The sequence below is a fragment of the Rhodobacter sp. NTK016B genome (genome assembly GCF_017303295.1).
Taxonomy (GTDB): Bacteria; Pseudomonadota; Alphaproteobacteria; order Rhodobacterales; family Rhodobacteraceae; genus Pararhodobacter.
Genome location: NZ_JAFKOK010000006.1, coordinates 169,681 through 196,212, shown reverse-complemented (window position 1 = coordinate 196,212; position 26,532 = coordinate 169,681). Strand labels below are relative to the sequence as shown.

The window sequence follows — 26,532 nt, the reverse complement described above, 5'->3', positions numbered from 1 at the left end:
ATGACGTCAGAGCCCGGAACGCTCGATGTCGCGGCGCTCACGGCTTGGCGTCGCCTTTTGCAGCCGGTTTCGCGCCTGCCTTTGCGGCCGGTTTCGCGGGAACCGGCGCGGCTTCGGGCGCGGGCGTCTGCGGGATCGCGGCGGGCTCGGCGGCCGCTTCGACCTCGGCTTCGGGCGCGGGCAGATCGCCCATCGTCGCGGGGGGCAACCCGGTCAGCATGCGCAGGATGGTGATCAGCTCGGTACGCATGTTCTTGCGGTTGGTCACCCGGTCGAGCATCCCGTGATCGAGCAGGTACTCGGCGCGCTGGAACCCTTCGGGCAGCTTTTCGCGGATCGTCTGTTCGATCACGCGCGGCCCGGCGAAGCAGATCAGCGCGTTGGGCTCGGCGATCTGCACGTCGCCCAGCATCGCATAGGACGCGGTCACGCCCCCGGTCGTCGGATGGGTCAGCACGCAGATATAGGGCAGGCCCGCATCCTTGAGCATCTGAATCGCGACCGTGGTACGCGGCATCTGCATCAGCGACAGGATACCTTCCTGCATCCGCGCCCCGCCCGCAGCGGCAAACACCACAAGCGGCGCCCGGCGCTGGATCGCGCGTTCGCAGGCGGCGATGAAGGCATTGCCCACATACATCCCCATCGACCCGGCCATGAAGCTGAAATCCTGACCCGCGCAGACGACGGGCATGCGCCCGATCTCGCCCTCGGCGACCAGCATCGCTTCCTTCTCGCCGGTGGCTTTCTGGGCCCCTTTCAGACGGTCGGGATACTTCTTCTGATCGCGGAATTGCAGCGGGTCGGCGACCGGCTCGGGCACCGACACCTCGCTGAAGGTTCCGGCATCGAACAGCGTCTTGAAACGCTCACGCGGCGAAATCGCCATGTGGTGATTGCAGTTCGAGCAGACCTGCAGATTGTCCGTCAACTCGCGGTGGAACAGCATCGTGCCGCATTCGGGGCACTTGGACCACAGGTTCTCGGGCACCTCGCGGCGAGAGAACAGCGAATTGATCGTTGGGCGGACGTAGTTCGTGATCCAGTTCATCGGGTCTCCCCTTGCGCTTGGGTCCAGATAGGCCGGGCTTTACGGGAATGCAACATCACCGACGCCGGATCCACAGCCGACAGGCCACCCAGACGGCGATCATCAGCCCCATATCGGCCAGCAGGATCGGCCGCAGCACCGCTTCGGGCAAGGCGCCTTCGGGTGCGCGCAGCAATGCCAGCCCGCCCAGACCACCCATCACGCTGACGATCAGGATGGCGATCACGTTATTGGCGAAATGCAGACCCCAGGCCAGTCCCAGCGCCCCGCTGCGCTGCGTCAGATCCGATGCGATCAGCCCGAACAGCGCCGTCGCGGCGAACACGTACCACACGGTATCCCCCAGCGCCGCAGCGTCGAAATGCGCAAAGCCGAACAGCAGGGCGGGCACGGTCATGTAGACCAGCGGCGCGGCGAAACGCGCGGCAAGCTGGCTCTGCAGATAGCCGCGAAACACAAGCTCTTCGGCGCCGGTCTGGATCAGGATCCCCAGCAGTGCCAGCGGCAGGAAGGCCAGCCACTGCGCCGGATCGGGCGTCAGCGCCAGCGGCGGCAACAGCGGCGAGGCCGCCAGCGTCAGCCCGCCGCCCACCAGAACCATTGCCGCCACCCCCAGCGTGAAATCCCGCAGCACGACCGGCGCGCGGCCCAGAAGGCTGCGCAACCGCCGCCCATGCAGCAGATGCACTGTGATCCACACGCCCAGCCAGCCGCCGAGAAAGGTCGACAACAACAGGATCAGCGACCACGGATCGGCCCCGGTCGAGATGCGCTGCAGGCTTTGTTCGAACCCGGCCAGCCCCTGCACCAGCCAGATCGCCACCCCAGTCAGCACCATCCACAGGAAATACACCCCACCGACAAGGCACAGCCCCACGATCGTGCGCCAGAACTGACGGCGCGGGCGGGCCGGGGCCACGAGCGGTTCATAGGTCGGAGGAATCAAGCCCCGGGCCTTTCGAAGGCGGCGCGCGCAGCCTCGGCCTTGGCGTGATGCGTGCAATCGGGGTGGTGATCGTTGATCAGCCCCATCGCCTGCATGAAGGCATAGACCGTGGTCGGGCCGACAAACGCCCAGCCGCGCTTCTTCAGATCCTTCGACAGCGCAACCGATTGCGGCGAGGTCGTGTCGCCATAGACGGGCGGGCTTTCGGGCTCATAGGACCAGATCAGCGCCGACAGGCTTTCTCCCGCCGCCTGCATCGCCAGAAGCGCACGGGCATTGGTGATGGTCGCCATGATCTTGCCCCGGTGACGCACGATCCCCCGGTCGGCCAGAAGCCGCGCCACGTCGTCCTCGGTAAAACCCGCCACCTGCACCGGGTCGAACCCCGCGAAGGCCGCACGAAAATTATCGCGCTTTTCCAAGATGGTGCGCCAACTCAGCCCCGACTGAAACGCTTCGAGCGTCAGCTTTTCGAACAACTCCCGGTCGCCCGTGACCGGATAACCCCAATCCTCGTCGTGATAGACCACGTATTCCGGCGTCGCCAGACACCAGCCACAGCGGGGCCGCCCATCGGGGCCGGGCGCGGTTTGCATCTCTGTGTTCCTTTCGCCGTTGTTGCGGCATCCTTTGCCGGGCATTGTCGGCGAAACCCGGCTGGCGTCAATGCGCCACCGGGCAGGAAACGACAGGAAGACACGATGACCGGATGGGCCGAATTCGCGCTGGCGATGGGCTGTTTCCTGATCTCGCACGCGCTCGCCGTGCGACCGGGGCTGAAGGCCGGGCTGGTCCGCGTCCTCGGTCCGCGCGGCTTCACGCTGGCCTATTCCGCGTTGTCGCTCGCGCTTCTGGCCTGGCTCATCGCCGCTGCCGGGCGCGCGCCCTATGTCCCGCTGTGGGATCCGGCCCCTTGGCAGGCCGCGCTGGCCCTGGCGCTGATGCTCGCGGCCTGCCTGCTGGTCGCCTATGCGGCGGCGGGAACCAATCCGCTCAGCTTCGGCTCACGCGCCGCCCCTTTCGACCCGGCGCGCCCCGGCATCGCCGGGCTGTCGCGCCATCCCGTGCTGTTGGCGCTGGCGCTCTGGGCCTTCGCGCATGTGGTCGCCAATGGCGATCTGGCGCATCTCGCGCTCTTCGTTCCGCTCGGCCTCTTCGCGCTGGTGGGGATACTGGCAATCGACCGCCGCAAGCGCCGCGCCCTGCCCGGCTGGGCCGATCTTGCACGCAACACCTCGCTTGTCCCGCTCTCGGCGCTGGTCACCCGACGCTGGCGCCCGGGCCCTCCCCGTATCGCACCCGCCCTTATCGCGATTCTCGTCTGGGCTGCGCTGATCGCCCTGCATCCGGTCGTCATCGGCCCCGACCCGCTGGCTTGGTTCCGCTAAGCGCGCATCTTTGATCCACAAATATCCTGGGGGTGAGGCCGCAAGGCCGAGGGGGCAAAGCCCCCTGCCCGCTAACCGCCCAGAATCATCGACGCCGCTTTCTCGGCGATCATGATGGTGGGGGAATTGGTGTTGCCCGAGGTAATGACCGGCATGATCGAGGCATCCGCCACCCGCAACCCCCGCACTCCGTTGACCCGCAGATCGGGCCCCACCACCGCGCGCGGATCGGTGCCCATGCGGCAGGTGCCGACCGGGTGGAAGATCGTCGTGCCGATATCGCCCGCCGCGCGAATGAGTTCGTCTTCGGTCTGCGCGTCCGGGCCCGGTTTGAATTCCTCGGGCCGGTACTTCGCCATCGACGGCGCCTGCATGATCCGCCGCGTCAGCCGGATCGCGTTGGCGGCGACGTGTTTGTCGCTCTCGGCGGTCAGGTAATTGGGCGCGATGACGGGGGCTTCGCGCGGGTCGGCGCTGTGGATGCGGATCGACCCCCGGCTTTCGGGCCGCAGATGGCAGACCGACGCGGTGATCGCCGGAAAACGGTGCGGCGGCTGGCCGAACGCATCGAGGCTTAGCGGCTGCACATGGTATTCCAGATCCGCGCGCTCGACATCCTCCGAGGACCGCGCGAAGGCCCCCAGCTGCGACGGGGCCATCGACATCGGCCCGCGCCGGAACAGCGCGTATTCGGCGCCGATCAGCGCCTTGCCGACCAGCGAATTGGCCATCGTGTTCAGCGACTTGCCGCCGGTGATCTTGAAACACAGCCGCAATTGCAGATGGTCCTGCAGATTCTCGCCCGCGTCGCAATCGTGCCGCGGGACGATGCCCAGATCCTTCAGCCGCCCCGCCGGGCCGATCCCGGCCAGTTGCAGCAACTGGGTCGACCCGACCGATCCCGCGGACAGGATCACCTCGGCCGCCGCGCGGGCCTCGGCGGGATGGCCGTCGCGCAGGTAGCGCACGCCTGTGCAGGTGCCGTCCTCGATGATCAGGCCAGTCGCCTGGGCCTGGGTGTGGATCTCCAGATTGCCCGACCGGCGCGCGGGGCGCAGGAAGGCCTTGGACGTGTTCCAGCGCCAACCCGCGCGCTGATTGACCTTGAAATAGGCCACGCCCTCGTTGTCGCCGGTGTTGAAATCCGGGGTGTCGGGAATGCCGGTTTCCTGCGCTGCACGGGCCCAGTCATCGAGAACCTGCCAGCGCAGGCGCTGATTTTCGACCCGCCATTCGCCGCCGGTACCATGCATCTCGCCGGGTTCGCCGGCGGCGTAGTCTTCGTGCTGTTTGAACAGCGGCAATACGTCGTCCCAGCCCCAGCCGGTATTGCCCATCTGCCGCCACTGATCGTAATCCGCCGCCTGCCCGCGCAGATACAGCATGCCGTTGATCGACGAACACCCGCCCAGCATCTTGCCGCGCGGATAGAGCAGCGAGCGGCCGTTCAGCCCGGGCTCGGGCGCCGTTCTCAGCTGCCAGTCGGCGCGCGGGTTGTCGATGCAATAGAGATAGCCGACCGGGATATGCGTCCAGATGTAATTGTCCGACCCGCCCGCTTCGAGCAGCAGCACCCGGTGCTTCCGGCTCAGACGATTGGCCAGAAGCGAGCCGGCGCTGCCCGCTCCGACGATGATATAGTCCCAATCCGCCATGCTGCTGTCTCCTCCACCCGGGCGCGACGATAGCGGTCGGGCGATTCGCACGCAATCCGCCGACGCGCCGAGATGTGACTTCACAGGGCGATCACGGCTGTGTCATGATGCGTGCATCTTGGGCCGGGCAGGCCCGCCGACACCATGCGTAGCGGTTGGCGGAACGACATCTTTTTGCTATGATTACGAACGGGTTATAAACCATTGTTAAGACGGCCGCGAAAGGTCGCACCTTCCTGGACAGAGGCAAGAATGAAACATCTTATCACTGCGTCCGTGCTCGTATTCGCGACGATGGCTCCGTCGCTTGCTTTCGCCGGACCCATCGAATCCGCCTGCAACCGTTCGGACCGTCCCGGTGCCTCGCGCCAGCTTTGCCGCTGCATCGAGGCCGCCGCAGACGACACGCTGACGCGCAGCGAACAACGCCGTGCCGCGCGGTTCTTCGCCAATCCCGACGAAGCGCAGGACGTGCGCATGTCGCCGAGCGCCCGCGACAACGAATTCTGGACCCGCTACCGCGCTTTCGGTGCCCGCGCCGAACAGATGTGCGGCTGAGACGGCGACAATCCGGACAGACAACAAAAGGGGTGCTGCAGAGCACCCCTTTTGCGTTGTGCAGTCGGGAACGGGGTCAGTCGCGGACTTCGGCCACCCGCGCGCGCCATAGCGTGAACAGACCCGCGCAGACGACGATAGCCGCGCCCACGGCGACATTGGGGCGCAAGGTCTCGCCAAACACGGTCAGGCCGATCGTCGCCGCGAAAACAAGCTGCAGATAGGCGAAGGGCTGGATCGCGCTGGCCTCGGCGACCTCATAGGCGCGGATCAGCAGGAAATGACTGCTGGCCGAGGTCAGGCACAGCGCACCCATCCAGATCCAGTGCGGGGCGCTCATCGGCTCCCAGTACCAGACACCCACGGCGGTCGTTACCGCCGCGCCGATCACCCCGGTCCAGAAAAAGCTGACAGCGGCGGAATCGAAGCGCGCAACATAGCGGGTGATCAACCCGTACAGCGCAAACATCAGCGCGGCGAGAAGCGGGATCAGCGCCTCGGGCCGGAACACGCCGATCCCGGGCTCGAGGATCACCAGAACCCCGGTAAAGCCGATGCCGATCGCCACCCAGCGCCGCCAACCGACCTTTTCGCCCAGAACCGGCCCGGACAAAGCGGCAATCAGCAGCGGATAGGTCGCGAAGACGGCATGCGCCTCGACCAGCCCCAGCACGACAAAGGAAATGATCGCGACGTAGATTTCCAGCGCCAGCAAAGCAGCGCGGAACATCTGCGTCTTGGTCACGCCGGACCGCGCGGCGTTGCGGACCCCGCCTGCCATGCGGCTGGCCAGCGTCACCACGAACAGCGCGAAAAACCAGTAGCGGATCATCACGATCATGAAGACGTTGTATTCGTCGGCCAGATAGCGCGAGATGCCGTCCTGCACCGCGAAGATGAAGGTCACCGCGACCATCAGCCAGATGCCCAGCGTGGTGTTCTGCTTGGCGCTCATGCCGGGATCCTGCCGATGCTCATGTGTTTCTTGCGCCCGAAGCCCGGCACGCGGCTGACGACAAAGCCCGCCTGTTCCAACGCGCGGCGGACATGGCCTGCGGCGGTATAGGTGGCAAATGTGCCGCCGGGGCGGGTGTGGTTCGCGACCTCGGCCAACAGCCCCTCGTCCCATAGCTCGGGATTGCGGGCCGGGGCGAAACCGTCAAGGAACCACGCATCCGCCCTGTCGGTCCAGCCGGGCAACACGATGCGCGCGTCGCCGATGCGGATCTCGGCGTCCACCTGCCCCAGTCTGAAACGCCGCACGGGCCCCTCAGACGCCGCCCAGCCCGCGACCAGCGCCTCGGCCATCGGCTGCGCGAAGGGTTTCAGCGCGCGGGCCATATCGGCGGGGGCCATCGGGAAGGCTTCGAACGAGGTGAAATGCACGGTTCCGGGCCCGTCCCAGATCTGCGCCAGCGCCAGCAGGTTCAGCCCGGTGCCAAAGCCCAGCTCGGCCACGCGAAAGCCGTCCCTCAGCCGCGCGGGCAGATCGTTGCCCTGCAGGAAGACATGACGCGTTTCCTCGAGCCCGCCGGTGAAGTAGGGATCGTCGAACGCGGTGGCAACCGGCGTATCGCCGTCGAGCCAGGACAGATCGGGCCGGGACAGATCGGGATGGGTCATACGCGTGTGAAGGATTAGGACGGGCGACCTTTACGCGCCTGAAGGGGAAACGCAATGCCACAAATCACCGTCATGGGTGCCGGAATCCTCGGTCTGAGCGCCGCTTGGGCAATGGCGCGGCGCGGCGCTTCGGTCCGGGTGATCGAGGCGCGGCGCGTGGGTGCGGGCTCGTCCGGCGGGATCGTCGGCGCGCTGGCGCCGCATGTGCCCGAGAACTGGAACACCAAGAAGGCCTTTCAGTTCGACAGCCTGATCATGGCCGAGGCGTTCTGGCGCGACGTGGCGGACGCAGGAGGCCGCGATCCGGGATATGCGCGGACCGGACGGGTCCAACCGCTGGCTGACGAAGCCGCCGTCACGCGGGCGCGAGAGCGGGGCGAGAACGCGCGCGACCTGTGGCAGGGGCGGGCCGACTGGCGTGTGGTCCCTGAGGGCAGCGTCAACGGGATGCGCTTGCCCTCGCCCACCGGGCTGGTGATCCACGACACGCTGAGCGCCCGGATGCGCCCACGCGGCGCGGCCGAGGCGCTGGTGGCGGCGCTTGCCACCAAGGGCGTTGCCGTCGAATTTGGCAAGGATGCGCCCGATGGTATCGTGCTCTGGGCCACCGGCGCCGCAGGGCTGGCTGCGTTGGGGGCCGATCTGGGGCAGCCGATGGGCACGGGCGTGAAGGGGCAGGCCGCGCTGTTGCAGGCCGATTTCCGCGATGCGCCGCAACTTTTCGCCGACAGCCTGCATGTCGTGCCGCATGCCGATGGCACGGTGGCGATCGGATCGACCAGCGAGCGCGATTTCGAAACACCCGACAGCGTCGATAGCCAGCTTGAGGACATCATCGCCCGGGTTCGCGCGCTGTCCCCCGATCTGGCGCAGGCCCCGGTGATCGAGCGTTGGGCAGGCGTGCGTCCGCGCAGCCCGTCGCGCGCGCCGATGCTGGGGGCATGGCCGGGCCGTGATGGGCATTTCGTGTTGAATGGCGGGTTCAAGATCGGTTTCGGCATGGCCCCGAAACTGGCCGAACTGGCCGCCGACCTGTTGCTTGATGGCGCCGATACGGTGCCCGATGGTTTCAGGGTCAAGGACAACCTCAAACGCCGCTGAGCGCCGCCCAAACGAAAAGGCCCCGCTTTCGCGGGGCCTTTCGGGCGATGGCGATCAACGTCAGTGCAGACGCTGTTCGACCGTCGCGATCGAGGATTCGATCAGCTTGTTGCCTGCTTCCGCCGACATGTTGGCCGCGATCAGCTCGCGCGAGGCTGCGATCGACACCGTGATGGCACGATCCCGAACCGCTTTCACCGCGCTCGCCTCGGCCGAGGCGATGTGATCTTCAGCCGAACGAAGGCGACGCGCGATCGTGGCTTCCAGATCCGACTGAGCCTGCTGGGCCGCAAGCTCGGCATCGGCCTTGGCCTTCGCGATGATACGCTCGGCCTGGTCCTTGACCTCAGCCTTTTTGCGTTCAAACGACGCCCGAAGCTCCTGAGCTTCTTCCCGCAGCTTGCGCGCTTCGGCGAGCTCGGCGCGGATCGTCGCGGCGCGCTTGTCCAGAAGGCCCGCAATCAGCGACGGAACCTTGAAGTAGAACAGCACCCCGACGAACAGGAGGAACGCCAGCAACACGACGAAGTTGGTGTTGCGCAGCGAGAAGAAAGGCCCGGTAGCGGCCAGTGCCGGCGACGCGGCAAAGACCGTGATCAGGGTCAGAAAGCGGGTCATGCAGCACCCCCGTTCAGACGTTGGTCGACAGCCGACTGAACCGCCGCAGCATCGGCCTGAACGCCAAAGGCGGTCAGGATTTCCTGCGTCGTATCCTTGGCCACTTTGCTCACGGCTTCGGCGGCGCTTTCCCGGATCTCGGCGATCCGCGCTTCCGATTCCGCGGTGCGGGCGGCGATTTCGGCATCAGCCTTGGCGATGGCCACGTCGAGCTCCTTCTGGATCTCGGCGCGCGATTCCTCGACCACCTTGGCTGCCGCAGCGCGCGCGTCGTCGAGGGCCTTGTGATAGGCGGCCTCGGCCTCGGCGGCCTGCTGTTTGAATGTCTCGGCGGCGGCGATATCGTTGGTGATGGTGCCGGTCCGCTCGGCCAGAACCGAACCGATCCGGGGCAACGCCACGCGCGAGAGGATGAAATAAAGCACGACCAGCGAAACCACGAGCCAGAAGATCTGGTTCGGGAATGTCGCAAAATCGAGCTGCGGCATGCCACCCGACGCCGCCTCGGCACCATGTGCGGCGGCAGCCCCGTGTTCGGCCGCTTGCTCGGCTCCGTGCTCGAGAACTGTTTCTTCCATCGGATGCTCCTGATTGACCGTATCCGCCGGGCAGGTCGTCAGACCCGCCCGGCCGTAAGGATCACGGGAAGGTCAGGATCAGACGGCGAACATCAGCAGCAGAGCGACGAGGAACGAGAAGATCCCCAGCGCTTCGGCGAAGGCGATGCCGATGAACAGCGTCGCGGTCTGGCCAGCAGCGGCCGAGGGGTTGCGCAGCGCGCCCGACAGGAAGTTGCCGGCAACGTTGCCCACACCGACAGCAGCCCCACCCATGCCCATGCAGGCCAGGCCAGCGCCGATATAAGCACCCATTTGAACGATCGAGCCTTCCATATTCGTCACTCCTTACGGTTGGAATTGGCTATAGAGAGATATCCGGGGACCAGTCAGCCGGGCCGTCAGTGGCTCGGATGCAGCGCGTCCTTCAGGTACACGCAGGTCAGGATGGTGAACACGTAGGCCTGAATGAAGGCCACGAGAATTTCGAGCCCGTACATCGCGGTGATGGCGACGATGGACAGCGGCGTCACAGCAACCCCGATCCCCGAGATCAGGATCAGCGGCGCGAAAGCGGCGAACACTTTGATCACGGCATGGCCGGCCATCATGTTGCCTGCAAGACGAATGGAATGGCTGACCGGGCGCACGAAGTACGAGATGACCTCAATCAGCGCCAGCACCGGGCGCAGCGCCAGCGGCGCCGACGACACCCAGAACAGACCCAGGAAGCCCGCGCCGTTCTTGACGAAACCGACGATGGTCACGGTCAGGAACACGCCGATGGCAAGGATCGCGGTGACCGCGATATGCGAGGTCGGCGTGAACGCCATGGGCAGTAGGCCCAGGAAGTTCGAGAAGACGATGAACAGGAACACGGTGAAGATATACGGGAAGAACGACAGCGCTTCCTTGCCCGCGACATCCTCGACCATCTTGTGGATAAAGCCGTAGGCCAGTTCCGCGATCGACTGGATCCGCGTCGGCACGATGGCGCGGCCGCGGGTCCCCACGATGAACAGAAGCGCGATCGCCAGAACGCTCAGCGCCATCCACAGCGTCGCATTGGTGATGGTGAAGACGCCCACTTCGCCGTCGCCGAACAGCGGCGAGACGATGAATTGATCCATCGGGTGGAAGGCCAGGCCTTCGCCATGCTCTTCTGCGGCCACGTGTCAGTCCCCTTCGTTCTTGGCGGCTGTACCCGCCTGCGTGCTCTTTCGCTGGGCTTCCTGCGCGGTCCGCATCATCGTGCGGATCCCGGCCACAAGACCCAGAAGTATGAACAGCACCAGGAACAGCGGCATGGTGTCGAACACCTTGTCCAGCCCGAACCCGATGCCGAAACCGATCAGAAGACCGGCAACCAACTCGGTGACCATGCGCCAGGCGTAATTCGCCATGTCGTGGCCTTGCGCCACCCCGTTAACCTTCGGCGCCTGCGCCTTCTTCAAGCTCGCGAGCCGGGCGTCGAGCGCTTTCAGGCGCTCAAGATCGGACGGTTCGGACATGGCGAAAGCCCCTACGACTGTCGGGGTGACGGTCGGGCGCAACCTAGGGTCGGGGGGTCACAGAGTCAACAAGTATTAGTGATCTACAAACCACTGTAATAAAAGGATAAAACTTTCCCGCCTCTGGCCCTTCCGGACAAATTGCCCCGCCTTATGCCGCGCCTGCACATTCAACCGATCCGTTGAATATCTTGACCGCCCCGCACAGCGCCGATACGCCCGATGCCATGAGCAGCCCGATGAGCGACGCCAAAACCCTCGATGCGGTCTTCATGGCGCTGGCCGATCCCACACGGCGGGCAATCCTGTCGATGCTTCTGGAAGACGACATGGCCGTCACCGATGTCGCCGACCCGTTCCCGATCTCGCTCGCCGCGATTTCTAAACACCTGTCGATCCTCGCCGAGGCCGGGCTGATCAGTCAGGAAAAGCGCGGGCGGCTCAAATGGTGCAAGCTCGAACCCGACGCGATGCGCGCCGCCTCGGTCTGGATGCAGGCGTTCGGCCAGTTCGAGCCGCTCAATCTCGACGCGTTCGAGCGCTTCCTCGCCTCGGAACTCGGCATCCCGACCGACGGCGACTAAGCCGCGCGCATCTTTGTTCCGAAAATATCCTCGGGGGGTGAATTTGGCGCAGCCAAAGAGGGGGGCAGACAGCCCCCCTGCCCTGTGTCAGCGCCGCATCCGTTCGAGCAGGGCGAGCGAGACATAGCCATCCGGCGCCAGCCCGTTCTGTGCCTGCCAGTCGCGCACGGCGGCCAGCGTGCCGGATCCGACCCGCCCGTCGATATCACCCTCATAATGCCCCGCGCGCGCCAGATGCTGCTGCAGTTCTTCGCGTTCCGGGCGGCTGAGCGGTCGGTCGTCGCGCGGCCAGCTTGCCACGAAACCGGGCCCGTCGCGCATCCGGTCGGCCAGATGACCGATGGCAATCGCATAGGCATCGGCGTTGTTATAGCGCTTGATCACGCGGAAATTCTGAAATGCCAGGATCGCGGGCCCGCGAGAGCCTGCCGGGAACATCAGCGTGGCCTCGCCCGAGCGCGGCAGCGAAGCGCCGCGTTGCGGGCGTACGCCCAGCCGGGTCCATTCGCCGACCGAACGGCTGGTATTGGCAAGCCGCGGGTTGAAATTCGACGGGATCGTCACCTCGACCCCCCAGGGCTGTCCGCGCTGCCAGCCATGGCTGGCCAGATAGGCCGCCGTCGAAGCCAGCGAATCCGTCGGGTCGTCCGACCAGATGTCGCGCCGCCCGTCGCTGCGAAAATCCACCGCGTAGGACAGGTAGCTGGTGGGGATGAACTGCGTATGGCCCATCGCGCCCGCCCAGCTTCCGACCATGTGGCTGGCATCGACATCGCCTGCCTGAATGATCCGCAGCGCGCCGATCAGTTGCTCTTCGTAGAAATCCGCCCGGCGCGACGAGATCGCCAGCGTGGCAAGCGCCGGAAGGATCGGGGTGCGCCCGCGCAGTTCGCCGAACGAACTTTCCAGACCCCAGACCGCGACCACGACCTCGCGTTCGACGCCGTAGCGGGCCTCGATCTCGCCCAGAAGGGTGCGGTAGCGGCTCAGCGCGCGGCGCCCATTCTCGATCCGGGCCTGCGAAACGGCGCTGTCGAGATAGGCCCAGATCGGGCGGCTGAATTCCGGCTGATGCGCTTCGCGCTGCAGGATATCGTTGTCGGGACGAATGCCCGCCATGGCGGTGTCGAAAACACGCGCCGTGATGCCTTCGCGCAGCGCACGGGTGCGGAAATCGCGCAACCACGCATCGAAGCGCGCATTGCCGCTGCCGCCGGTAACCGGCGTCGGTGCGCTTGTCCGCGCGGTCGCCCGCAGCCCCGAGGGCCGGGCGTTCGGGCGCAGGCTGCTGGCCGGGGCGAGCATCGCCAGAGCGGCGGCGCGCGCGCTCACCGACGTTGCTTGCGGCGTCGGGGTCGCGGCGCGGGTGGCGGGGGAGGGCTCACGCGCGGCGGCAGGAACCGGCGCCCGCTGTTCGACACTCTGCTGCGGACGCGGCATCGGGCGCGGCGATACCTCGACCGAGGCCAGCACCGACCCGGACGCCGAGACCGACGCAATGGCGAAGAGCCAGAGGATTCCGGCACGAAATGACATCTGAAGCCTGCTCTTTGCTTTGTTTTTCTGGAGTATACTGCAAACTCGCCTTTAACGGAAGCGAGCCGCGGCGCGGGTAAGCGGAACTATGCGATTCCGCCCGATGCCGGATTTCCGGCACCGTAACTGCCTTGCGATGAGATCAGTTGAGCGGAACGACGCAGTCGCAGATGCGCATATTGACCCGCGTTCCGTCCGGGTGATCCTGCCCGGGACCCGAGATTACGACGAAACAGGTTTCGTCTTTCTTAACCCAGTAGATCTGATCGTGGCCGCGGAATTCGCGTCCGACGATCACCGCCGCGCCATTCGGGTCGGCTTCGAGCATGATCTGCTCAGGGCGCACGGCCAGCGAGACCGAGCCATTCGCCGCGCGGGTCATCGGCAGGTCGCCGAACGGGGTATGCGCGTTCATGCCTTCGGCCCGGCCCGACACGATGTTCGAGCGGCCAATGAAATTCGCCACGAATTCCGAGACCGGGTTGCGATAGATCTCGTCGGGCGTGCCAAGCTGCACGATCCGCCCGCCATCCATCACCGCGATACGATCGGCAAGCGCCAGCGCCTCTTCCTGATCGTGGGTGACAAGGATCCCCGCCGAGCCCGTCGATTTCAGCAGCCGCCGGACCTCTTGCCGCGTCTCGATCCGCATCTTCGCGTCGAGATTCGAGAAAGGCTCGTCCAGCAGGATCAGCTGCGGCGCTACGGCCAGCGCCCGGGCCAGCGCCACGCGCTGTTGCTGACCGCCCGACAATTGATGCGGGCGGCGGCGGCCAAGATCGGACAGGCCGACCAGCTTCAGCATGTCTTCGGCCCGCGCGGTCGCCTGCGCGCGGGGCATCTTGCGCAGCCCGAAACGGACATTGTCCAGAACCGACAGATGCGGGAACAGCGCGTAGTCCTGAAACACGAAACCGATGCCGCGCGCTTCGGGGGGCAGCGTGGTGATATCGTGACCGTCGAAGGTGATCGTGCCTTCGTCCGGCTGCTCGAACCCGCCGATCATCCGCAGCGTCGTCGTCTTGCCACAGCCCGACGGACCCAACAGCGCCAGAAGCTCGCCCTCGCCCACGGCCAGCGAAACGCGCTCGACCGCCGAGGTCGAGGCATGCGGAAAGGTCTTGCGCAGGCGGTCGACGTCGAGCAGCGGCTTGATGGGCCGCTGGCGGAAACCGAGAGGCGAGGCCTCGGCCGGCATTCTGAAGCTGCGTGTCGCAGGCAGTTCGGTCATCGGATCAGGGGCCTTTCAGCCAATTCCAACCGTTGCACTTGGGAATACGGGATTAGGCTTGGGCGAAGCAGATGTCAATTTTCTTTGGTGTAACCCCTGTCTGACGTAACAATCAAAAGCGTTCTCGCCCGCCCCACGCAACGACGCCGCGTTTTTTGACCACTTGGTCAAGCTGGGATTGCAGGGGCGCGTTCACTCGATCATACTTTGTCCTTTCACCGCTGCCGGAACCCTCTTTCATGTCGCACGACCGCAACCCCGGACTGCCCCTGACGACCGACTGGTTCGACCGCATCCAGATCAACCGCCCCGCCGCCGAGCGCAGGGCGGCCTCGCTGCTGGCGCGGCGGTCGGTGAAGAAAGAACATCAGGCGGCGTGGCTGGTAAATGCCATCCGCTGTATGGATCTGACGACGCTGGCGGGCGACGATACCGAGAACCGCGTGGCCCGGCTTTGCGCCAAGGCCCGCCGCCCGATCGCCGACCATATCGCCGAGGGGCTGGGCCTGACCGAGATGCCGAAAACCGGCGCGGTCTGCGTCTATCCGACGATGGTGGGCGCAGCCAAGCGCGCGCTGTCGAACAGCGGGATCCCCGTGGCCTCGGTCGCGACGGGCTTTCCCGCCGGTCTGATGCCCTTGGACCTGCGGCTGGCTGAGATCCGCTATGCGGTCGATCAGGGCGCGGACGAGATCGACATCGTCATCACCCGCGCGCATGTCTTCGACGGCAATTGGCAGGCGCTTTACGATGAGATCGCCACGATGCGCGAAGCCTGTGGCGACGCGCATATGAAGGCGATCCTTGCCACCGGCGATCTGGTCACGATGTCGAATGTCTACAAGGCGTCGATGGTGGCGATGCAGGCAGGCGCGGATTTCATCAAGACCTCGACCGGAAAAGAGGGCGTCAACGCAACCATTCCGGTGTCGCTGACCATGGTCCGGGCGTTGCGCGACTATGGCGACAGGACCGGCGTGCAGATCGGCTTCAAGCCTGCCGGCGGGATGAAGACCGGCAAGGACGCGCTGTCGTGGCAGATCCTGATGAAGGAAGAGCTGGGCCGGGACTGGCTCGAGCCCGACCTGTTCCGCTTCGGCGCATCGTCCATGCTGGGCGATATCGAGCGTCAGCTCGAACATTACGTCACCGGGCGCTACGCCGCCTCGCACCGCCACGCCATCGCCTGAGGTCCCAATGCCCACTGTCACGGAAGCCCTACAGATGATGGATTACGGCCCGGCCCCGGAATCGGCCACGATCGCCAAGGACTGGCTGAAGGATCGTCGTTTCGGACATTTCATCAACGGCGCCTTCACCAAGCCGGGCGAGACCTTCGCCACCACCAACCCGGCGACGGGCGAAGAGCTGGCGCATATCGCGCAAGGCAGCGCCGAGGACGTCGCCGACGCGGTGAAGGCCGCACGCTCGGCCGCGAAAGGCTGGGCAAAACTGTCGGGCGGGCAGCGGGCGCGGCATCTCTACGCACTGGCCCGGCTGATGCAGAAGCGCGAGCGACTGTTTGCCGTGCTGGAAACGCTGGATAACGGTAAGCCGATCCGGGAATCGCGCGATATCGACGTGCCGCTGGCGGTGCGCCATTTCTATCACCATGCCGGCTGGGCCGAGCTTCTGGCCGATGAATTCCCCGGTATGCGCCCGCATGGCGTCTGCGGGCAGATCATCCCGTGGAACTTCCCGCTGCTCATGCTGGCGTGGAAGGTCGCGCCCGCGCTGGCCGCCGGCAACACGGTGGTGCTGAAGCCTGCCGAGTTCACGCCGCTGACCGCGCTGCTCTTTGCCGAGCTCTGCGTCGAAGCCGGGCTGCCCAAGGGTGTCGTCAACATCGTCACCGGCGACGGGCGCACCGGCGCCGCGCTGGTCGAGGCCGAGGTCGACAAGATCGCCTTCACCGGCTCGACCGAGGTCGGGCGCATCATCCGGCAAGCCACGGCGGGCACCGGCAAGGCGCTGACGCTGGAACTGGGCGGCAAATCCCCCTTCATCGTCTTTGCCGAGGCCGATCTCGATGCCGCGGTCGAGGGCGTGGTCGATGCCATCTGGTTCAATCAGGGCGAAGTCTGCTGTGCAGGCTCGCGGATTCTGGTGCAGGAACAGGTGGCCGAGACCTTCACCAACCGCCTGAAAGCCCGCATGGCCAAGCTGCGCGTCGGCGATCCCTTGGACAAGTCCACGGATATCGGCGCCGTGGTGCATACCACCCAGCTTGAGCGCATTCGCGGGCTGGTCGATCAGGCGGTGCAACAGGGCGCGGTGCTGCATCAGGCGCCGGTCCCCAACGGGCCGGGCAGCTTTTGCGCGCCGATGCTGCTGACCGATCTGGGTGCTGCCAATATCGCCAATACCGAAGAAATCTTCGGCCCGGTGGTCACGCTGATGACCTTCCGCACCCCCGGCGAAGCCGTCGAGCTGGCCAACAACACCCGCTACGGCCTTGCCGCGAGCCTGTGGACCGAGAACCTGACGACCGCCATGGACATCGCCGGGCAGGTCAAGGCGGGGATCATCTGGATCAACGGCACCAACATGTTCGACGCCAACGCCCCGTTCGGCGGGATGCGCGAATCCGGCTTCGGCCGCGAAGGCGCACGAGAGGGGATGCTGGCCTATCTGACCTCGGACGAGGCCACGGGCAAGGAGCGCAAAGCACGTGCCCCGCTGTCCGCCCTGCCCGCCTCGGCTTCGGGCGACGCGGTGGACCGCACGCGCAAGCTCTATATCGGCGGCGCGGAGAAGCGCCCGGATGGCGGCTATTCCTATGCCGTAGATGGCGCGCAGATCCCGCTGGGCGGGCGCAAGGACATCCGCAACGCCGTGGAAGCCGCGCACAAGGCGTCCGGCTGGTCCAAGGTCACCGGCCATAACCGCGCGCAGGTGCTGTATTTCCTGGCCGAGAACCTGAACGCCCGCGCCCGCGACTTCGCCCCGAAAGACGAGGTCGCGCAGGCGGTCGAACGCGCCTTCTACTGGGCGGCCTGGGCCGACAAGTATGACGGCAAGGTCCATTCGACGACCGGCCCGAATGTCACGCTGGCGATGAAGGAGCCCTTCGGCGTCATGGGCGTGATCTGCCCCGAGGAAGCGCCGCTTCTGGGCTTCGTCTCGACCGTTCTGCCGGCGATTGCCATGGGCAACCGGGTGATCGCGGTGCCGTCGCAAGCGGACCCGGTGCCCGCGCTGGACCTGTATCAAGTGCTCGACACGTCGGACGTGCCGGGTGGCGTGGTCAACATCGTTACCGGCCCGCGCGCCGAGCTGTCGGATACGCTGGCCAAGCATGACGATGTCGCGGCGCTGTGGGTCTTTGCCGATGCCGAGACCTGCACGAGCGCCGAGGCGCAATCGGCGGGCAACCTGAAACCCGTCTGGGCCGAAAGCCGTGCGCGCGACTGGTCCGGACCGGCCGGGCAGTCCCGCGACTTCCTGCGGCGCGCGGTGCAGGTCAAGACGGTCTGGGTTCCCTACGGCGCCTGATTTTCCAAGATAACGCACGCGACCGCGTGCCATTGATCCCGGACGGGGGGCTATCGCCCCTGTTCGGGCATTCCGGGTTGGGAAACACGGAAGGCAAAAGGGTCGGAGCCCGCGCTGTAACAGGCGCGCGCCCCGACCCTTTTCGCCAGAATTCTTGATTCGACCTGACGCCGTTTAGCCGTAGCGCTCGTGCAGGGCGGCGATATGCTCGGCGCCGATGCCGCAACATCCCCCGATCAACGTGGCCCCCGCAGCGATCCAGCGGTCGGTCCAGTGGGCATAGCTGTCGGGCGTCAGGTCGTCGCGGATCGCGGCCAGCACCTCGTTCGCTGCGCCATCTTCGCCGCGCGCGGTGAACGCGTTGGCATAAACGCCGACAGGGATGTCATCGGGCAATGCCGCACGGGCCTGTGCCACGGCGGCCTCCATCACCTCGGGCATCGAACAGTTGAAAAGCACCGCGCGCGCGCCGTGCTCCATGGCCAGCGCGACAGCGTCAGTCACGCTTTCGCCCGAGCGCAAGGCGGGGCTCCTTTCGGCATCGGCGGGATCGTCGCGCAGGCTGAAGGACATCCATAGCGGCTTGTCCGACCCCGTGACCGCTTGCGCCGTGACCCGCGCCTCTTCGAGGCTGCTCATCGTTTCGGCCAGCCACAGATCGACATGCGGCGTCAGGCCCCGGACCAGAACCGACAAAATCCGCGCCCCGGCCTCCGGATCGAAATCGCGCGGCAGGTACGAGCCGCAGGCAGGCGGCAGCGACCCCGCGACGCGCCCGTCAGGACGGGCCACGCGGGCCGCATCGCGCGCCAGCTTGCCGGCCAGATCGGCCAAAGCCTGCCCTTTATCGGCAAAGCGGGCCTCACCGATATGATAGGGCACGACGGCATAGGTGTTAGTCGTCGCGATCGTGGCGCCCGCCCGAAAGAAGGCCTCATGCGCAGACTGGACGGCCTGCGGGGACTCCATCAGCGCGCCGGCGGACCATTCGGGCTGGTGCAACTGCGCGCCATAGGCCAGCAATTCACGGCTCAGGCCGCCATCGAGCAGGGTAATCTGGGGCATGGGGGACAAACCTGAGTGCAAGGGCTGGCCTGAGTGCAAGGACTGGCGCGCTTATACCCACGACCCGCGCAAAAGAAAACGGACCGGAGGTTTCCCTGCCGGTCCGTTTCGATCGCCTGGACGCGGATCAGTCGAGCGTGCGTTCGACCGTCGTACGCTCGAAGATCTCGATGACGTCGCCCTGACGGATGTCTTCGTAATTCTCGAAGGCCATGCCGCATTCCTGACCGGACTGAACGTCCTTCACTTCGTCCTTGAAGCGCTTCAGCGTCTTCAGCGTGCCTTCGTGGACAACCACGTTGTCGCGCAGCAGGCGCACACCGGCCGAACGACGGGCAACACCTTCGGTGACCAGACAACCGGCAACCTTGCCGACGCCCGACACCTTGAAGACTTCGCGGATCTCGGCGTAACCGATGAAGGTTTCGCGCACTTCGTCCTTCAGAAGACCCGAGGCCGCCGCTTTGATGTCGTCGATCAGATCGTAGATGATCGAGTAATAGCGGATCTCGACGCCCTTTTGCTGGGCCGAGTTCCGCGCCATCGCGTTGGCCCGGACGTTGAAGGCGATGATCGGCGCGCCCGAGGCTTCCGACAGGCCGACATCCGAATCCGTGACCGCGCCGACACCATAGTGCAGCACGCGCACGCGGACCTCGTCGTTGCCGACTTTCTCCAGCGCCTGAACGATCGCCTCGGCAGAGCCCTGCACGTCGGCTTTCACCAGAACCGGCAGCTCGGCCACGTCCTTGTCGGCCTTGGCCTTGGCCATCATCTGTTCGAGCGTCGTCGCGGCACCGGCGGCAGCGCGCTTGTCTTTCGCGGCTTCCTCACGGTACTCGGCGATTTCACGCGCCTGCGCTTCGGTCTCGACCACGTTGAGCACGTCACCGGCTTCGGGCGTGCCGTTGAGACCCAGCACCTCGACCGGAACCGAAGGCCCGGCTTCGTCGACGCGCTCGCCCTTGTCGTTGATCAGCGCACGGACCTTGCCCCATTGCTCGCCGACGACGAAGATGTCGCCGCGCTTGAGCGTCCCGTTCTGAACCAGAACGGTAGCGACCGGACCGCGACCCACGTCGAGCTTGGCTTCGATGACCGCACCCTGCGCAGCGCGCGTCGGGTTGGCCTTGAGCTCGAGGATCTCGGCCTGCAGCGCGATGGCTTCCAGCAGTTGTTCCAGGCCCTGACCGGTCACGGCCGAAACCTCGACATCCTGCACGTCGCCGCCCATCTGCTCGACCACGACCTCGTGCTGCAGCAATTCGGTGCGCACGCGGTTGGCGTCGGCGGCGGGGCGGTCGATCTTGTTGATCGCCACGATCATCGGCACACCCGCCGCTTTCGCGTGGTTGAGCGCTTCGATCGTCTGCGGCATGACCGAGTCATCGGCAGCCACGACCAGAACGACGACGTCCGTCACCTGCGCGCCACGGGCCCGCATCGAGGTGAAGGCCGCGTGGCCCGGCGTATCGAGGAAGGACAGAACCGCCCCCGATTCCGTGGTCACCTGATAGGCGCCGATATGCTGGGTGATGCCGCCGGCTTCGCCCGAGACGACGCTGGTCTTGCGAATGGCATCAAGCAGCGAGGTCTTGCCGTGGTCGACGTGACCCATGATCGTGATGATCGGCGGACGCGAGACGAGGTCTTCGTCCTTGTCCTCGACCGTGTCGATGACCTGCTCGACATCGGCGTCCGACACGCGAACCGCGCGGTGGCCGAATTCTTCGATCACCAGCTCGGCGGTGTCGGCGTCGATGGGCTGATTCATCGCCACCATCATGCCCATCTTCATCAGCGACTTGACCACGTCGGCGGCGCGTTCGGCCATCCGATTGGCAAGTTCCTGCACGACGATGGTTTCGGGCAGCTGGACGTCACGCGCCTGCTTTTCGGCGCGCTGGCCCTGACCCAGCGCCTTGGCGCGGGCCTTTTCCTGCTTGCGCTTCATCGCAGCGAGCGACCGCTGGCGGCCGCCTTCGTTGCCGCTGAGGGCCGCGTTGAGCGTCAGTTTGCCCGCGCGACGGCCACCGGCATCGCCACCGCTTTTCTTGCCACGCTGGTCGCGGTCGTCGCGTTCGCGGTCGGTCTTGCGCGGGGTCGGCGCACCGCCGCCACGCACCGGGCCACGATCGGCGGCACCGCCGGGGGCGGCGCGCTCGGCGGGTTTTTCGGCAGCGGCGGGCGCAGCCTTGGCCGCGGCGGCGTCGGCTTTCGCCTTCTCCGCTTCGGCGACCTTGCGCGCCTCTTCCTCTTCCTTGGCTTTGCGGGCCTCTTCGCGCTCGCGTTCCTCACGCTCGCGCTGCTCGGCTTCCTGCCGGCGGCGTTCGCGATCTTCCTCGCGCTGCTTTTCGTCGGCCGCGCGCTGCGCGGTTTCCTCGGCCTCGCGGGCCTTGGCCGCGCGCACCGCTGCGAGGCGACGGTCCATTTCCGCGTCCGAGATCCCGGCGGGACGGCGGTTACCGCCGCCACCCGAGGCCGGCTTGGAAGACGACGCATCGCCAGACGCTGCGGAGCCGGGTTTCGGCACCACAACGCGTTTGCGCTTCGTCTCAACCACCACCGCCTTGGTCCGCCCGTGGCTAAAGCTTTGCTTCACCTGACCGGGGGTCGAGCCGCCGCGCAGCCCAAGGGGTTTCTTGCCGTCTGTATCGCTCATGCGTCTCGTCAATCCTCTCCGGTGGCATCGGCACCACCGACTGCCTCACGCAATCGCGCGAGTTTCGCCGCTTCCTCTACTACACGTGACGACAGACCGCCATAGGCAAGCGCGGCATGGATCACATGTTCACGGCCAAAAGCCGAACCCAGCTCTTCGGCGGTGAGGCAGCCGATATAGCTGCCACCCTCTGCCGGGGGCCTGAGCTTCGTCTTTCCCCGTTCGGATCCGTCCGAGGCCTGAATAAGCACCTCTGCCGTTTCCGTCGTCAACCAGTCGCGGACCTTTTCATAGCCCGCAACGGCCTGCCCGGCCTTGCGACCCAGCGCGATCAGTTCGATCACGCGCCGGGTCAGCAGGTCATGGACAAGTCCGTCCAATCCGTCGGGCACCGTTACCGGGGCCCGTGCCGCGCGGGCAAACAGCTTTCGCTTGGTTGCCTGCGCGATTGCCGCCCTGTCGGCCGAGACATAGATGCCCCGACCGGGCAGTTTGCCCTCGATATCGGGCACGACCTGCGCTTCGGGTCCGACCACGAAGCGGATCAGCCCGCCTTTGGGCTGCGTCTCGCCCGTGGCGATACACCGCCGCTCGGGTTCGTCGCGGTCCCTTGTGCGCCCGCCCCGCGTCATGATCCGGGCTCCTTACGCCTCTTCCTCGCCCTCGGCGATCTCTTCCTCGATTTCCTCGGATTCGAGATCTGCCGGATCGACCCAACCAAGCTGGATACGGGCCGTCATGATCAGGGTCTGAGCTTCTTCGAGGCTCATCTCGAAGGGCTCGAGAATACCGTCGTCTTTCATGCGCTGGCCGTCGACCGTGGTCCAGCCACCGGCCAGTTCCCAGTCGGCGCAGGTGGCGAAATCGTCGAGCGACTTCACGCCATCCTTGGCAAGCGCCTCAATCATCTGGGGCGTCAGACCCTCAAAGTCAATGAGGCTCTGTTCCACACCCAGCGCGCGGGCATTGTCCAGCGCCGCCTGATTGGCCGCTTCGATCTTGTCGCGGGCACGCGCCTGCAGCTCGGTCGCGGTGTCTTGGTCGAAGCCGTCGATCGCCAGCAGCTCGTCGAGCTCGACATAGGCAACCTCTTCCAGATTGCTGAAGCCTTCGGCCACCAGAAGCTGCGCCATCATCTCGTCGATATCGAGCGCTTCCATGAACAGGTTGGTACGCTCGGTGAACTCGGCCTGACGACGGGCGGATTCATCGGATTCCGTCATGATGTCGATGTCGAGACCCGTGAGCTGGCTGGCCAGACGCACGTTCTGACCACGACGGCCAATGGCGAGCGACAGCTGCTCGTCGGGCACCACGACCTCGATGCGCGCGGCATCTTCGTCGATCACGACTTTCGAGACCTCGGCGGGCTGCAGCGCGTTCACGAGGAACGTCGCCTGATCTTCATTCCACGGAATGATGTCGATCTTCTCGCCCTGCAGTTCGTTCACCACGGCCTGCACGCGCGAGCCGCGCATACCGACACAGGCGCCGACCGGGTCGATCGAGCCGTCATAGCTGATGACCGCGATCTTCGCACGCGAACCGGGATCGCGGGCCACGGCCTTGATCTCGATGATGCCGTCGTAGATTTCCGGCACTTCCATCTTGAACAGGGCGGCCATGAAATCGGGCGCGGTGCGCGACAGGAAGACCTGCGGACCACGGGCTTCGCGGCGCACATCCTTGATGAAGCAGCGGATACGGTCGTTCGGGCGATAGCTTTCGCGGCCGATCTTTTCGTTGCGGCGCAGGATGCCTTCACCACGGCCGATATCGACGATGATGTTGCCGTATTCCTCGCGCTTGACGGTGCCGTTGATGATCGTGCCGGCGCGGTCCTTGAACTCGTCGTACTGACGATCGCGCTCGGCCTCGCGGACCTTCTGCAAGATCACCTGCTTGGCCGATTGCGCGGCGATGCGGCCCAGCTCGACGGGGGGCACGTCATCCTTCAGCTCATCACCGATCTGCGGATCGGCCATGAATTGCTTCGCCTGCTGCACCGTCAGCTGCGCGTGATGGTTCTCGAATTCTTCATCTTCGACCACGGTGCGCACGCGGGTGAACTGCGCGCGGCCGGTCTTGCGGTCGATATGGACGCGGATGTCCATATCGGCGCCGTAACGCGATTTCGCGGCGCGGGCGAGGCTGTCTTCCATCGCCTGAACGACCAGTTCGGGGTCGATCAGTTTCTCACGCGCGACCGCTTCGGCGGTTTGCAGCAGTTCAAGCTGGTTGGCGCTGGTAATGGCCATCTGTCACTCCTCCTCGGAAGCGCTATCGGTTTCGATGGTGTCGAAGTCGGACTCGTTGATGACGCCCGCGGATTTCCGCGCGCGCAGTGTTTCCTCGATCAGCTCATCCGTGAGGATCAGCTTGGCGTCGCTCAGCCACTCGAATTGCAGGCCGATGATCACCGGCTCGCCGTGATCCTCGATCTCGATCAGGACCTCGTTCTCTTCGACGCCCTGCAGCGTGCCCTTGAAGCGGCGGCGGCCATCGATCAGCTCGTTGGTTTCAAGCCGCGCTTCATAGCCGGACCAGGCTTCGAAATCCTTCAGCCGGGTCAGCGGACGGTCGATGCCGGGGCTCGAGACTTCCAGCACATAAGGGTCTTCCAGCGGGTCCTCGACATCGAGAACGGCGCCCACCAGCGTGGTGATCTCGCCCAGTTCGTCGATTTCGATCCCGCCATCGGGCCGGTCCGCCATGATCTGCAGCGTGCGCGTCTTGCCGGCCATCAGGCGCAGGCGCACCAGTTCGAAACCGGCGGCTTCGACCGCGGGTTTGACGATCGACGCAAGGCGCCGGTCAACGGCGGCACGGGCCACCAGATCGCCGATGTCTTCGGGTTGTGACTGCTCGCTCATCGCGGCGAACTCCAGAAATAAAAAAACGGGCCGAAGCGGCCCGCGAAAGTGTCCGGTGGGCTGCAGGTTTGGACCCTCCAGCGCCGCTGTTGAAGGCGATATACGCCCCGGTCGCGAGAAATTCAAGCGATATGTGCGGATGACGCCCGGTGACGGATTCCCTCGCGCCCCGAGCGGCGCTAGGATCGGCACCGCCATGCGATATTCCCGCCGCGATGTCATGACCCTGGGCGCTGCCAGCGCCGCCGCCGCGTTGCTGCCCGCAAAGGCCGCGCAGGCGCAGATCGTGCGCCCCGATACGCTGCTGCGCTGGTCCGAGCCGGGCGAGTTCTTCGGCGGCTTTTCGGGCATCGAACTGAGCACCGACCGCAGTCGCGCGCTGTTTCTCAGCGACCGGGGTTTCGTGGTGCGCGCGCGGTTGATCCGCGATGCACAGGGCACGCTGACCGGCATCCAGAAGATCGAGCATTTTCGCCTGCGCGGCACGGCGGGCAACGCGCTGCGCGGCGGGCGGGGCGATTCCGAGGGGCTGGATCAGCGGCTGGACGGCACGCTTTATGTGTCGTTCGAGAACCGGCGCGGCCGGATCTCGGTCTATGCCGATGAACGCGGCGCGGCCACCGCGCTGCCGGTCGCGCAAAGCTGGGAACGGCTGCCGCAGAACGAAAGCCTCGAAGGGATCGCCGTCGATGAACAGGGCGCGGTCTATGTCGTGCCCGAAGCACCGCTGGACGGCACCTTCCCGCTTTATCGCCTGCGCCAGAACTGGGAGATCCTCGCGCTGATCCCCGACCGCGACGGGTTCAGACCGGTGGGTCTGGATTTCGGCCCCGACGGCAATCTCTATATGCTTGAGCGCAAGTTCCGGCTGGCATTTTTTGCCAGTCGTATCAGTCGCTTGCGTCCCGGCGACTGGAGCAGACCGGAAACGCTGGTGGAAACCTCGATGGGGTCTTTGGACAATCACGAGGGGATCTCGATCACCCGTGACGCGCAGGGCCATCTGTGGGCGACCACGGTATCCGACGACAACCAGAACGTCCTGCAGAGGACCGAAATCGCCGAATACCGTCTGACCTAGCGTTCCAGCAGGCCCGAGCTTTTCAGCCCTTCCATCACCGAAACCAGTTCACGCGTGATGCCGGGTTCCGACAGCGCATGACCCGCCATCGGCACCAGCGACAAGGTGCTGCCCGACCACGCGCGGTGCAGTTTCCACGCGGTGACAGGCGGGCAGATCATGTCGAACTGACCCTGCACGATGGTGCCGCGCACGCCGTTCAGCTTCCAGATCTCGTCCAGCAACTGGCCATCGCGGTCGAAGAAGCACTTATGCGTGAAATAGTGGTTTTCGAGCCGGGCAAAGGCGCGGGCGTAGTCGACCGGCGTCTCATGCGGAAAGCGCGTCTCGACCGTAGCGAGCGCGTTTTCCCAATCCGACCAGAGCCGCGAATAGCGCGTTTCCTTGGCAAAGACGCCAGAGAACAACCGCCGGTGATAGGCGGCGATCAGGTCGTCCTGCTCGTCATCGGGAATCGCCTCGGAAAAACGCGACCATAGCTCGGGGTAAAAACGCCCGGCGCCGCCGCCATAGAACCAGTCGAGCTCGGCCTGCGTTCCCATGAACACGCCGCGCAGGACCAGCCACGCGGCATTGGCGGGATGGGCCTGCGCATAGGCCAGCGCCAACGTCGCGCCCCAGCTTCCGCCGAACACGACCCAGCGGCCGATTCCCAGCGTTTTGCGGATCCGCTCGATATCGGCGATCAGGTGCTGGGTGGTGTTCGCCTCGACGCTGGCATGGGGACGCGAGCGCCCGCAGCCACGCTGGTCGAACAGCACGATCCGGTAATGCCGGGGATCGAAGAAACGCCGCATCATCGGGCTGCACCCGCCGCCCGGCCCGCCATGCAACACGACCACGGGGACGCCGTCGGGGTTGCCGCATTCCTCGACATACAGGGTATGCCCGTCGCCGACCTCCAGCATCTGCCGGTTGTTGGGCTCGATGGGCGGGTAGAGATACGCGGCTGCGCTCTTTTGCTCGTGGGACTTATCCATCATCCAGTCTATATACC

The 26,532-nt window shown here is 65.7% G+C and carries 26 protein-coding genes; 7 read left to right on the top strand and 19 right to left on the bottom strand.

Annotated features, from left to right (window positions below; genetic code table 11):
• Positions 1-37 precede the first annotated feature (37 nt).
• The 3 genes from accD to JI664_RS09935 are packed head-to-tail and all read right to left on the bottom strand — an operon-like array spanning position 38 to position 2,593.
• Positions 38-1,051: an acetyl-CoA carboxylase, carboxyltransferase subunit beta gene (gene accD, locus JI664_RS09945; protein ID WP_207013584.1), complete on the bottom strand. Its 1,014-nt coding sequence runs from the start codon at positions 1,049-1,051 to the stop codon at positions 38-40.
• Positions 1,052-1,106: 55 nt separating this feature from the next.
• Complete coding sequence (locus JI664_RS24155) at positions 1,107-1,970, bottom strand: CPBP family intramembrane glutamic endopeptidase (protein WP_207013583.1); 864 nt, start codon at positions 1,968-1,970, stop codon at positions 1,107-1,109.
• A gap of 23 nt (positions 1,971-1,993) precedes the next feature.
• Entirely contained in the window at positions 1,994-2,593 is a 600-nt protein-coding gene (locus JI664_RS09935) for a DNA-3-methyladenine glycosylase I (RefSeq protein ID WP_207013582.1), read from the bottom strand.
• A 105-nt stretch (positions 2,594-2,698) separates the two neighbouring features.
• Here JI664_RS09935 and JI664_RS09930 point away from each other — a divergent pair, with 105 nt between their 5' ends.
• Positions 2,699-3,385: an NnrU family protein gene (locus JI664_RS09930; RefSeq protein WP_207013581.1), complete on the top strand. Its 687-nt coding sequence runs from the start codon at positions 2,699-2,701 to the stop codon at positions 3,383-3,385.
• Positions 3,386-3,456: 71 nt separating this feature from the next.
• Here JI664_RS09930 and JI664_RS09925 read toward each other — a convergent pair whose 3' ends face one another.
• Positions 3,457-5,040: a GMC family oxidoreductase gene (locus tag JI664_RS09925; protein WP_207013580.1), complete on the bottom strand. Its 1,584-nt coding sequence runs from the start codon at positions 5,038-5,040 to the stop codon at positions 3,457-3,459.
• 252 nt (positions 5,041-5,292) lie between these two features.
• On the opposite strand from JI664_RS09925, the gene JI664_RS09920 reads away from it, so the two are divergent.
• Positions 5,293-5,598, top strand: coding sequence for a hypothetical protein (locus tag JI664_RS09920; RefSeq protein WP_207013579.1), 306 nt, complete (start codon positions 5,293-5,295; stop codon positions 5,596-5,598).
• A gap of 76 nt (positions 5,599-5,674) precedes the next feature.
• Here JI664_RS09920 and JI664_RS09915 read toward each other — a convergent pair whose 3' ends face one another.
• Positions 5,675-6,553, bottom strand: a complete 879-nt coding sequence (locus JI664_RS09915) for a DMT family transporter (RefSeq protein WP_207013578.1) — start codon at positions 6,551-6,553, stop codon at positions 5,675-5,677.
• Positions 6,550-7,221, bottom strand: a complete 672-nt coding sequence (gene mnmD, locus JI664_RS09910; protein ID WP_207013577.1) for a tRNA (5-methylaminomethyl-2-thiouridine)(34)-methyltransferase MnmD — start codon at positions 7,219-7,221, stop codon at positions 6,550-6,552. The genes JI664_RS09915 and mnmD overlap by 4 nt, the downstream gene beginning before the upstream one ends.
• A gap of 54 nt (positions 7,222-7,275) precedes the next feature.
• Here mnmD and JI664_RS09905 point away from each other — a divergent pair, with 54 nt between their 5' ends.
• Positions 7,276-8,322 carry an NAD(P)/FAD-dependent oxidoreductase gene (locus JI664_RS09905; protein ID WP_207013576.1) on the top strand — a complete coding sequence of 349 codons (1,047 nt, stop codon included), beginning with the start codon at positions 7,276-7,278 and terminating at the stop codon, positions 8,320-8,322.
• Positions 8,323-8,382: 60 nt separating this feature from the next.
• Here JI664_RS09905 and JI664_RS09900 read toward each other — a convergent pair whose 3' ends face one another.
• The 5 genes from JI664_RS09900 to JI664_RS09880 form a co-directional block, all read right to left on the bottom strand.
• Positions 8,383-8,940, bottom strand: coding sequence for a F0F1 ATP synthase subunit B (locus JI664_RS09900; protein WP_207013575.1), 558 nt, complete (start codon positions 8,938-8,940; stop codon positions 8,383-8,385).
• A complete protein-coding gene (locus JI664_RS09895) occupies positions 8,937-9,518 on the bottom strand; it encodes a F0F1 ATP synthase subunit B' (RefSeq protein WP_207013574.1) in 582 nt (193 codons plus the stop codon). Before JI664_RS09895 ends, JI664_RS09900 begins: the two co-directional genes overlap by 4 nt.
• A 78-nt stretch (positions 9,519-9,596) precedes the next feature.
• Positions 9,597-9,833 carry a F0F1 ATP synthase subunit C gene (locus JI664_RS09890; RefSeq protein WP_107751530.1) on the bottom strand — a complete coding sequence of 79 codons (237 nt, stop codon included), beginning with the start codon at positions 9,831-9,833 and terminating at the stop codon, positions 9,597-9,599.
• A gap of 65 nt (positions 9,834-9,898) precedes the next feature.
• The gene (locus JI664_RS09885; RefSeq protein WP_207013654.1) at positions 9,899-10,627 is read right to left on the bottom strand and encodes a F0F1 ATP synthase subunit A; all 729 of its coding nucleotides are present in this window, start codon (positions 10,625-10,627) and stop codon (positions 9,899-9,901) included.
• Between the two features lie 45 nt (positions 10,628-10,672).
• Positions 10,673-11,008 (bottom strand): AtpZ/AtpI family protein, encoded by a 336-nt coding sequence (locus JI664_RS09880; protein ID WP_207013573.1) that lies wholly within the window; start codon positions 11,006-11,008, stop codon positions 10,673-10,675.
• 239 nt (positions 11,009-11,247) lie between these two features.
• Between JI664_RS09880 and JI664_RS09875 the strand changes: the two genes are divergently transcribed.
• Positions 11,248-11,592, top strand: a complete 345-nt coding sequence (locus JI664_RS09875; RefSeq protein WP_207013572.1) for an ArsR/SmtB family transcription factor — start codon at positions 11,248-11,250, stop codon at positions 11,590-11,592.
• Positions 11,593-11,679: 87 nt separating this feature from the next.
• On the opposite strand, the gene JI664_RS09870 is transcribed toward JI664_RS09875, so the two are convergent.
• Together JI664_RS09870 and JI664_RS09865 are read right to left on the bottom strand one after the other, a co-directional pair.
• Positions 11,680-13,128 carry a lytic murein transglycosylase gene (locus JI664_RS09870; RefSeq protein WP_207013571.1) on the bottom strand — a complete coding sequence of 483 codons (1,449 nt, stop codon included), beginning with the start codon at positions 13,126-13,128 and terminating at the stop codon, positions 11,680-11,682.
• Positions 13,129-13,270: 142 nt separating this feature from the next.
• Positions 13,271-14,359, bottom strand: coding sequence for an ABC transporter ATP-binding protein (locus tag JI664_RS09865; protein ID WP_207013570.1), 1,089 nt, complete (start codon positions 14,357-14,359; stop codon positions 13,271-13,273).
• Between the two features lie 239 nt (positions 14,360-14,598).
• On the opposite strand from JI664_RS09865, the gene deoC reads away from it, so the two are divergent.
• Both deoC and JI664_RS09855 read left to right on the top strand, forming a co-directional pair.
• Positions 14,599-15,549, top strand: coding sequence for a deoxyribose-phosphate aldolase (gene deoC, locus JI664_RS09860; protein WP_207013569.1), 951 nt, complete (start codon positions 14,599-14,601; stop codon positions 15,547-15,549).
• A 7-nt stretch (positions 15,550-15,556) separates the two neighbouring features.
• Positions 15,557-17,854 (top strand): aldehyde dehydrogenase family protein, encoded by a 2,298-nt coding sequence (locus JI664_RS09855; protein WP_207013568.1) that lies wholly within the window; start codon positions 15,557-15,559, stop codon positions 17,852-17,854.
• 174 nt (positions 17,855-18,028) lie between these two features.
• Here the strand turns inward: JI664_RS09855 and JI664_RS09850 are convergent, their stop codons facing one another.
• The 5 genes from JI664_RS09850 to rimP all read right to left on the bottom strand — a co-directional run bounded on the left by JI664_RS09850 (position 18,029) and on the right by rimP (position 24,454).
• Positions 18,029-18,919: a homocysteine S-methyltransferase family protein gene (locus tag JI664_RS09850; protein ID WP_207013567.1), complete on the bottom strand. Its 891-nt coding sequence runs from the start codon at positions 18,917-18,919 to the stop codon at positions 18,029-18,031.
• Between the two features lie 127 nt (positions 18,920-19,046).
• Positions 19,047-21,581 carry a translation initiation factor IF-2 gene (gene infB / locus JI664_RS09845; protein WP_207013566.1) on the bottom strand — a complete coding sequence of 845 codons (2,535 nt, stop codon included), beginning with the start codon at positions 21,579-21,581 and terminating at the stop codon, positions 19,047-19,049.
• Between the two features lie 8 nt (positions 21,582-21,589).
• Positions 21,590-22,213, bottom strand: a complete 624-nt coding sequence (locus JI664_RS09840; RefSeq protein WP_207013565.1) for an RNA-binding protein — start codon at positions 22,211-22,213, stop codon at positions 21,590-21,592.
• Positions 22,214-22,225: 12 nt separating this feature from the next.
• Positions 22,226-23,839 carry a transcription termination factor NusA gene (gene nusA / locus JI664_RS09835; RefSeq protein ID WP_207013564.1) on the bottom strand — a complete coding sequence of 538 codons (1,614 nt, stop codon included), beginning with the start codon at positions 23,837-23,839 and terminating at the stop codon, positions 22,226-22,228.
• Between the two features lie 3 nt (positions 23,840-23,842).
• Positions 23,843-24,454 (bottom strand): ribosome maturation factor RimP, encoded by a 612-nt coding sequence (gene rimP, locus JI664_RS09830; protein WP_207013563.1) that lies wholly within the window; start codon positions 24,452-24,454, stop codon positions 23,843-23,845.
• A gap of 196 nt (positions 24,455-24,650) precedes the next feature.
• Here rimP and JI664_RS09825 point away from each other — a divergent pair, with 196 nt between their 5' ends.
• Entirely contained in the window at positions 24,651-25,535 is an 885-nt protein-coding gene (locus JI664_RS09825) for an esterase-like activity of phytase family protein (RefSeq protein ID WP_207013562.1), read from the top strand.
• Here the strand turns inward: JI664_RS09825 and pip are convergent.
• Positions 25,532-26,515 carry a prolyl aminopeptidase gene (gene pip / locus JI664_RS09820; RefSeq protein ID WP_207013561.1) on the bottom strand — a complete coding sequence of 328 codons (984 nt, stop codon included), beginning with the start codon at positions 26,513-26,515 and terminating at the stop codon, positions 25,532-25,534. The genes JI664_RS09825 and pip overlap by 4 nt on opposite strands.
• Positions 26,516-26,532 lie beyond the last annotated feature (17 nt).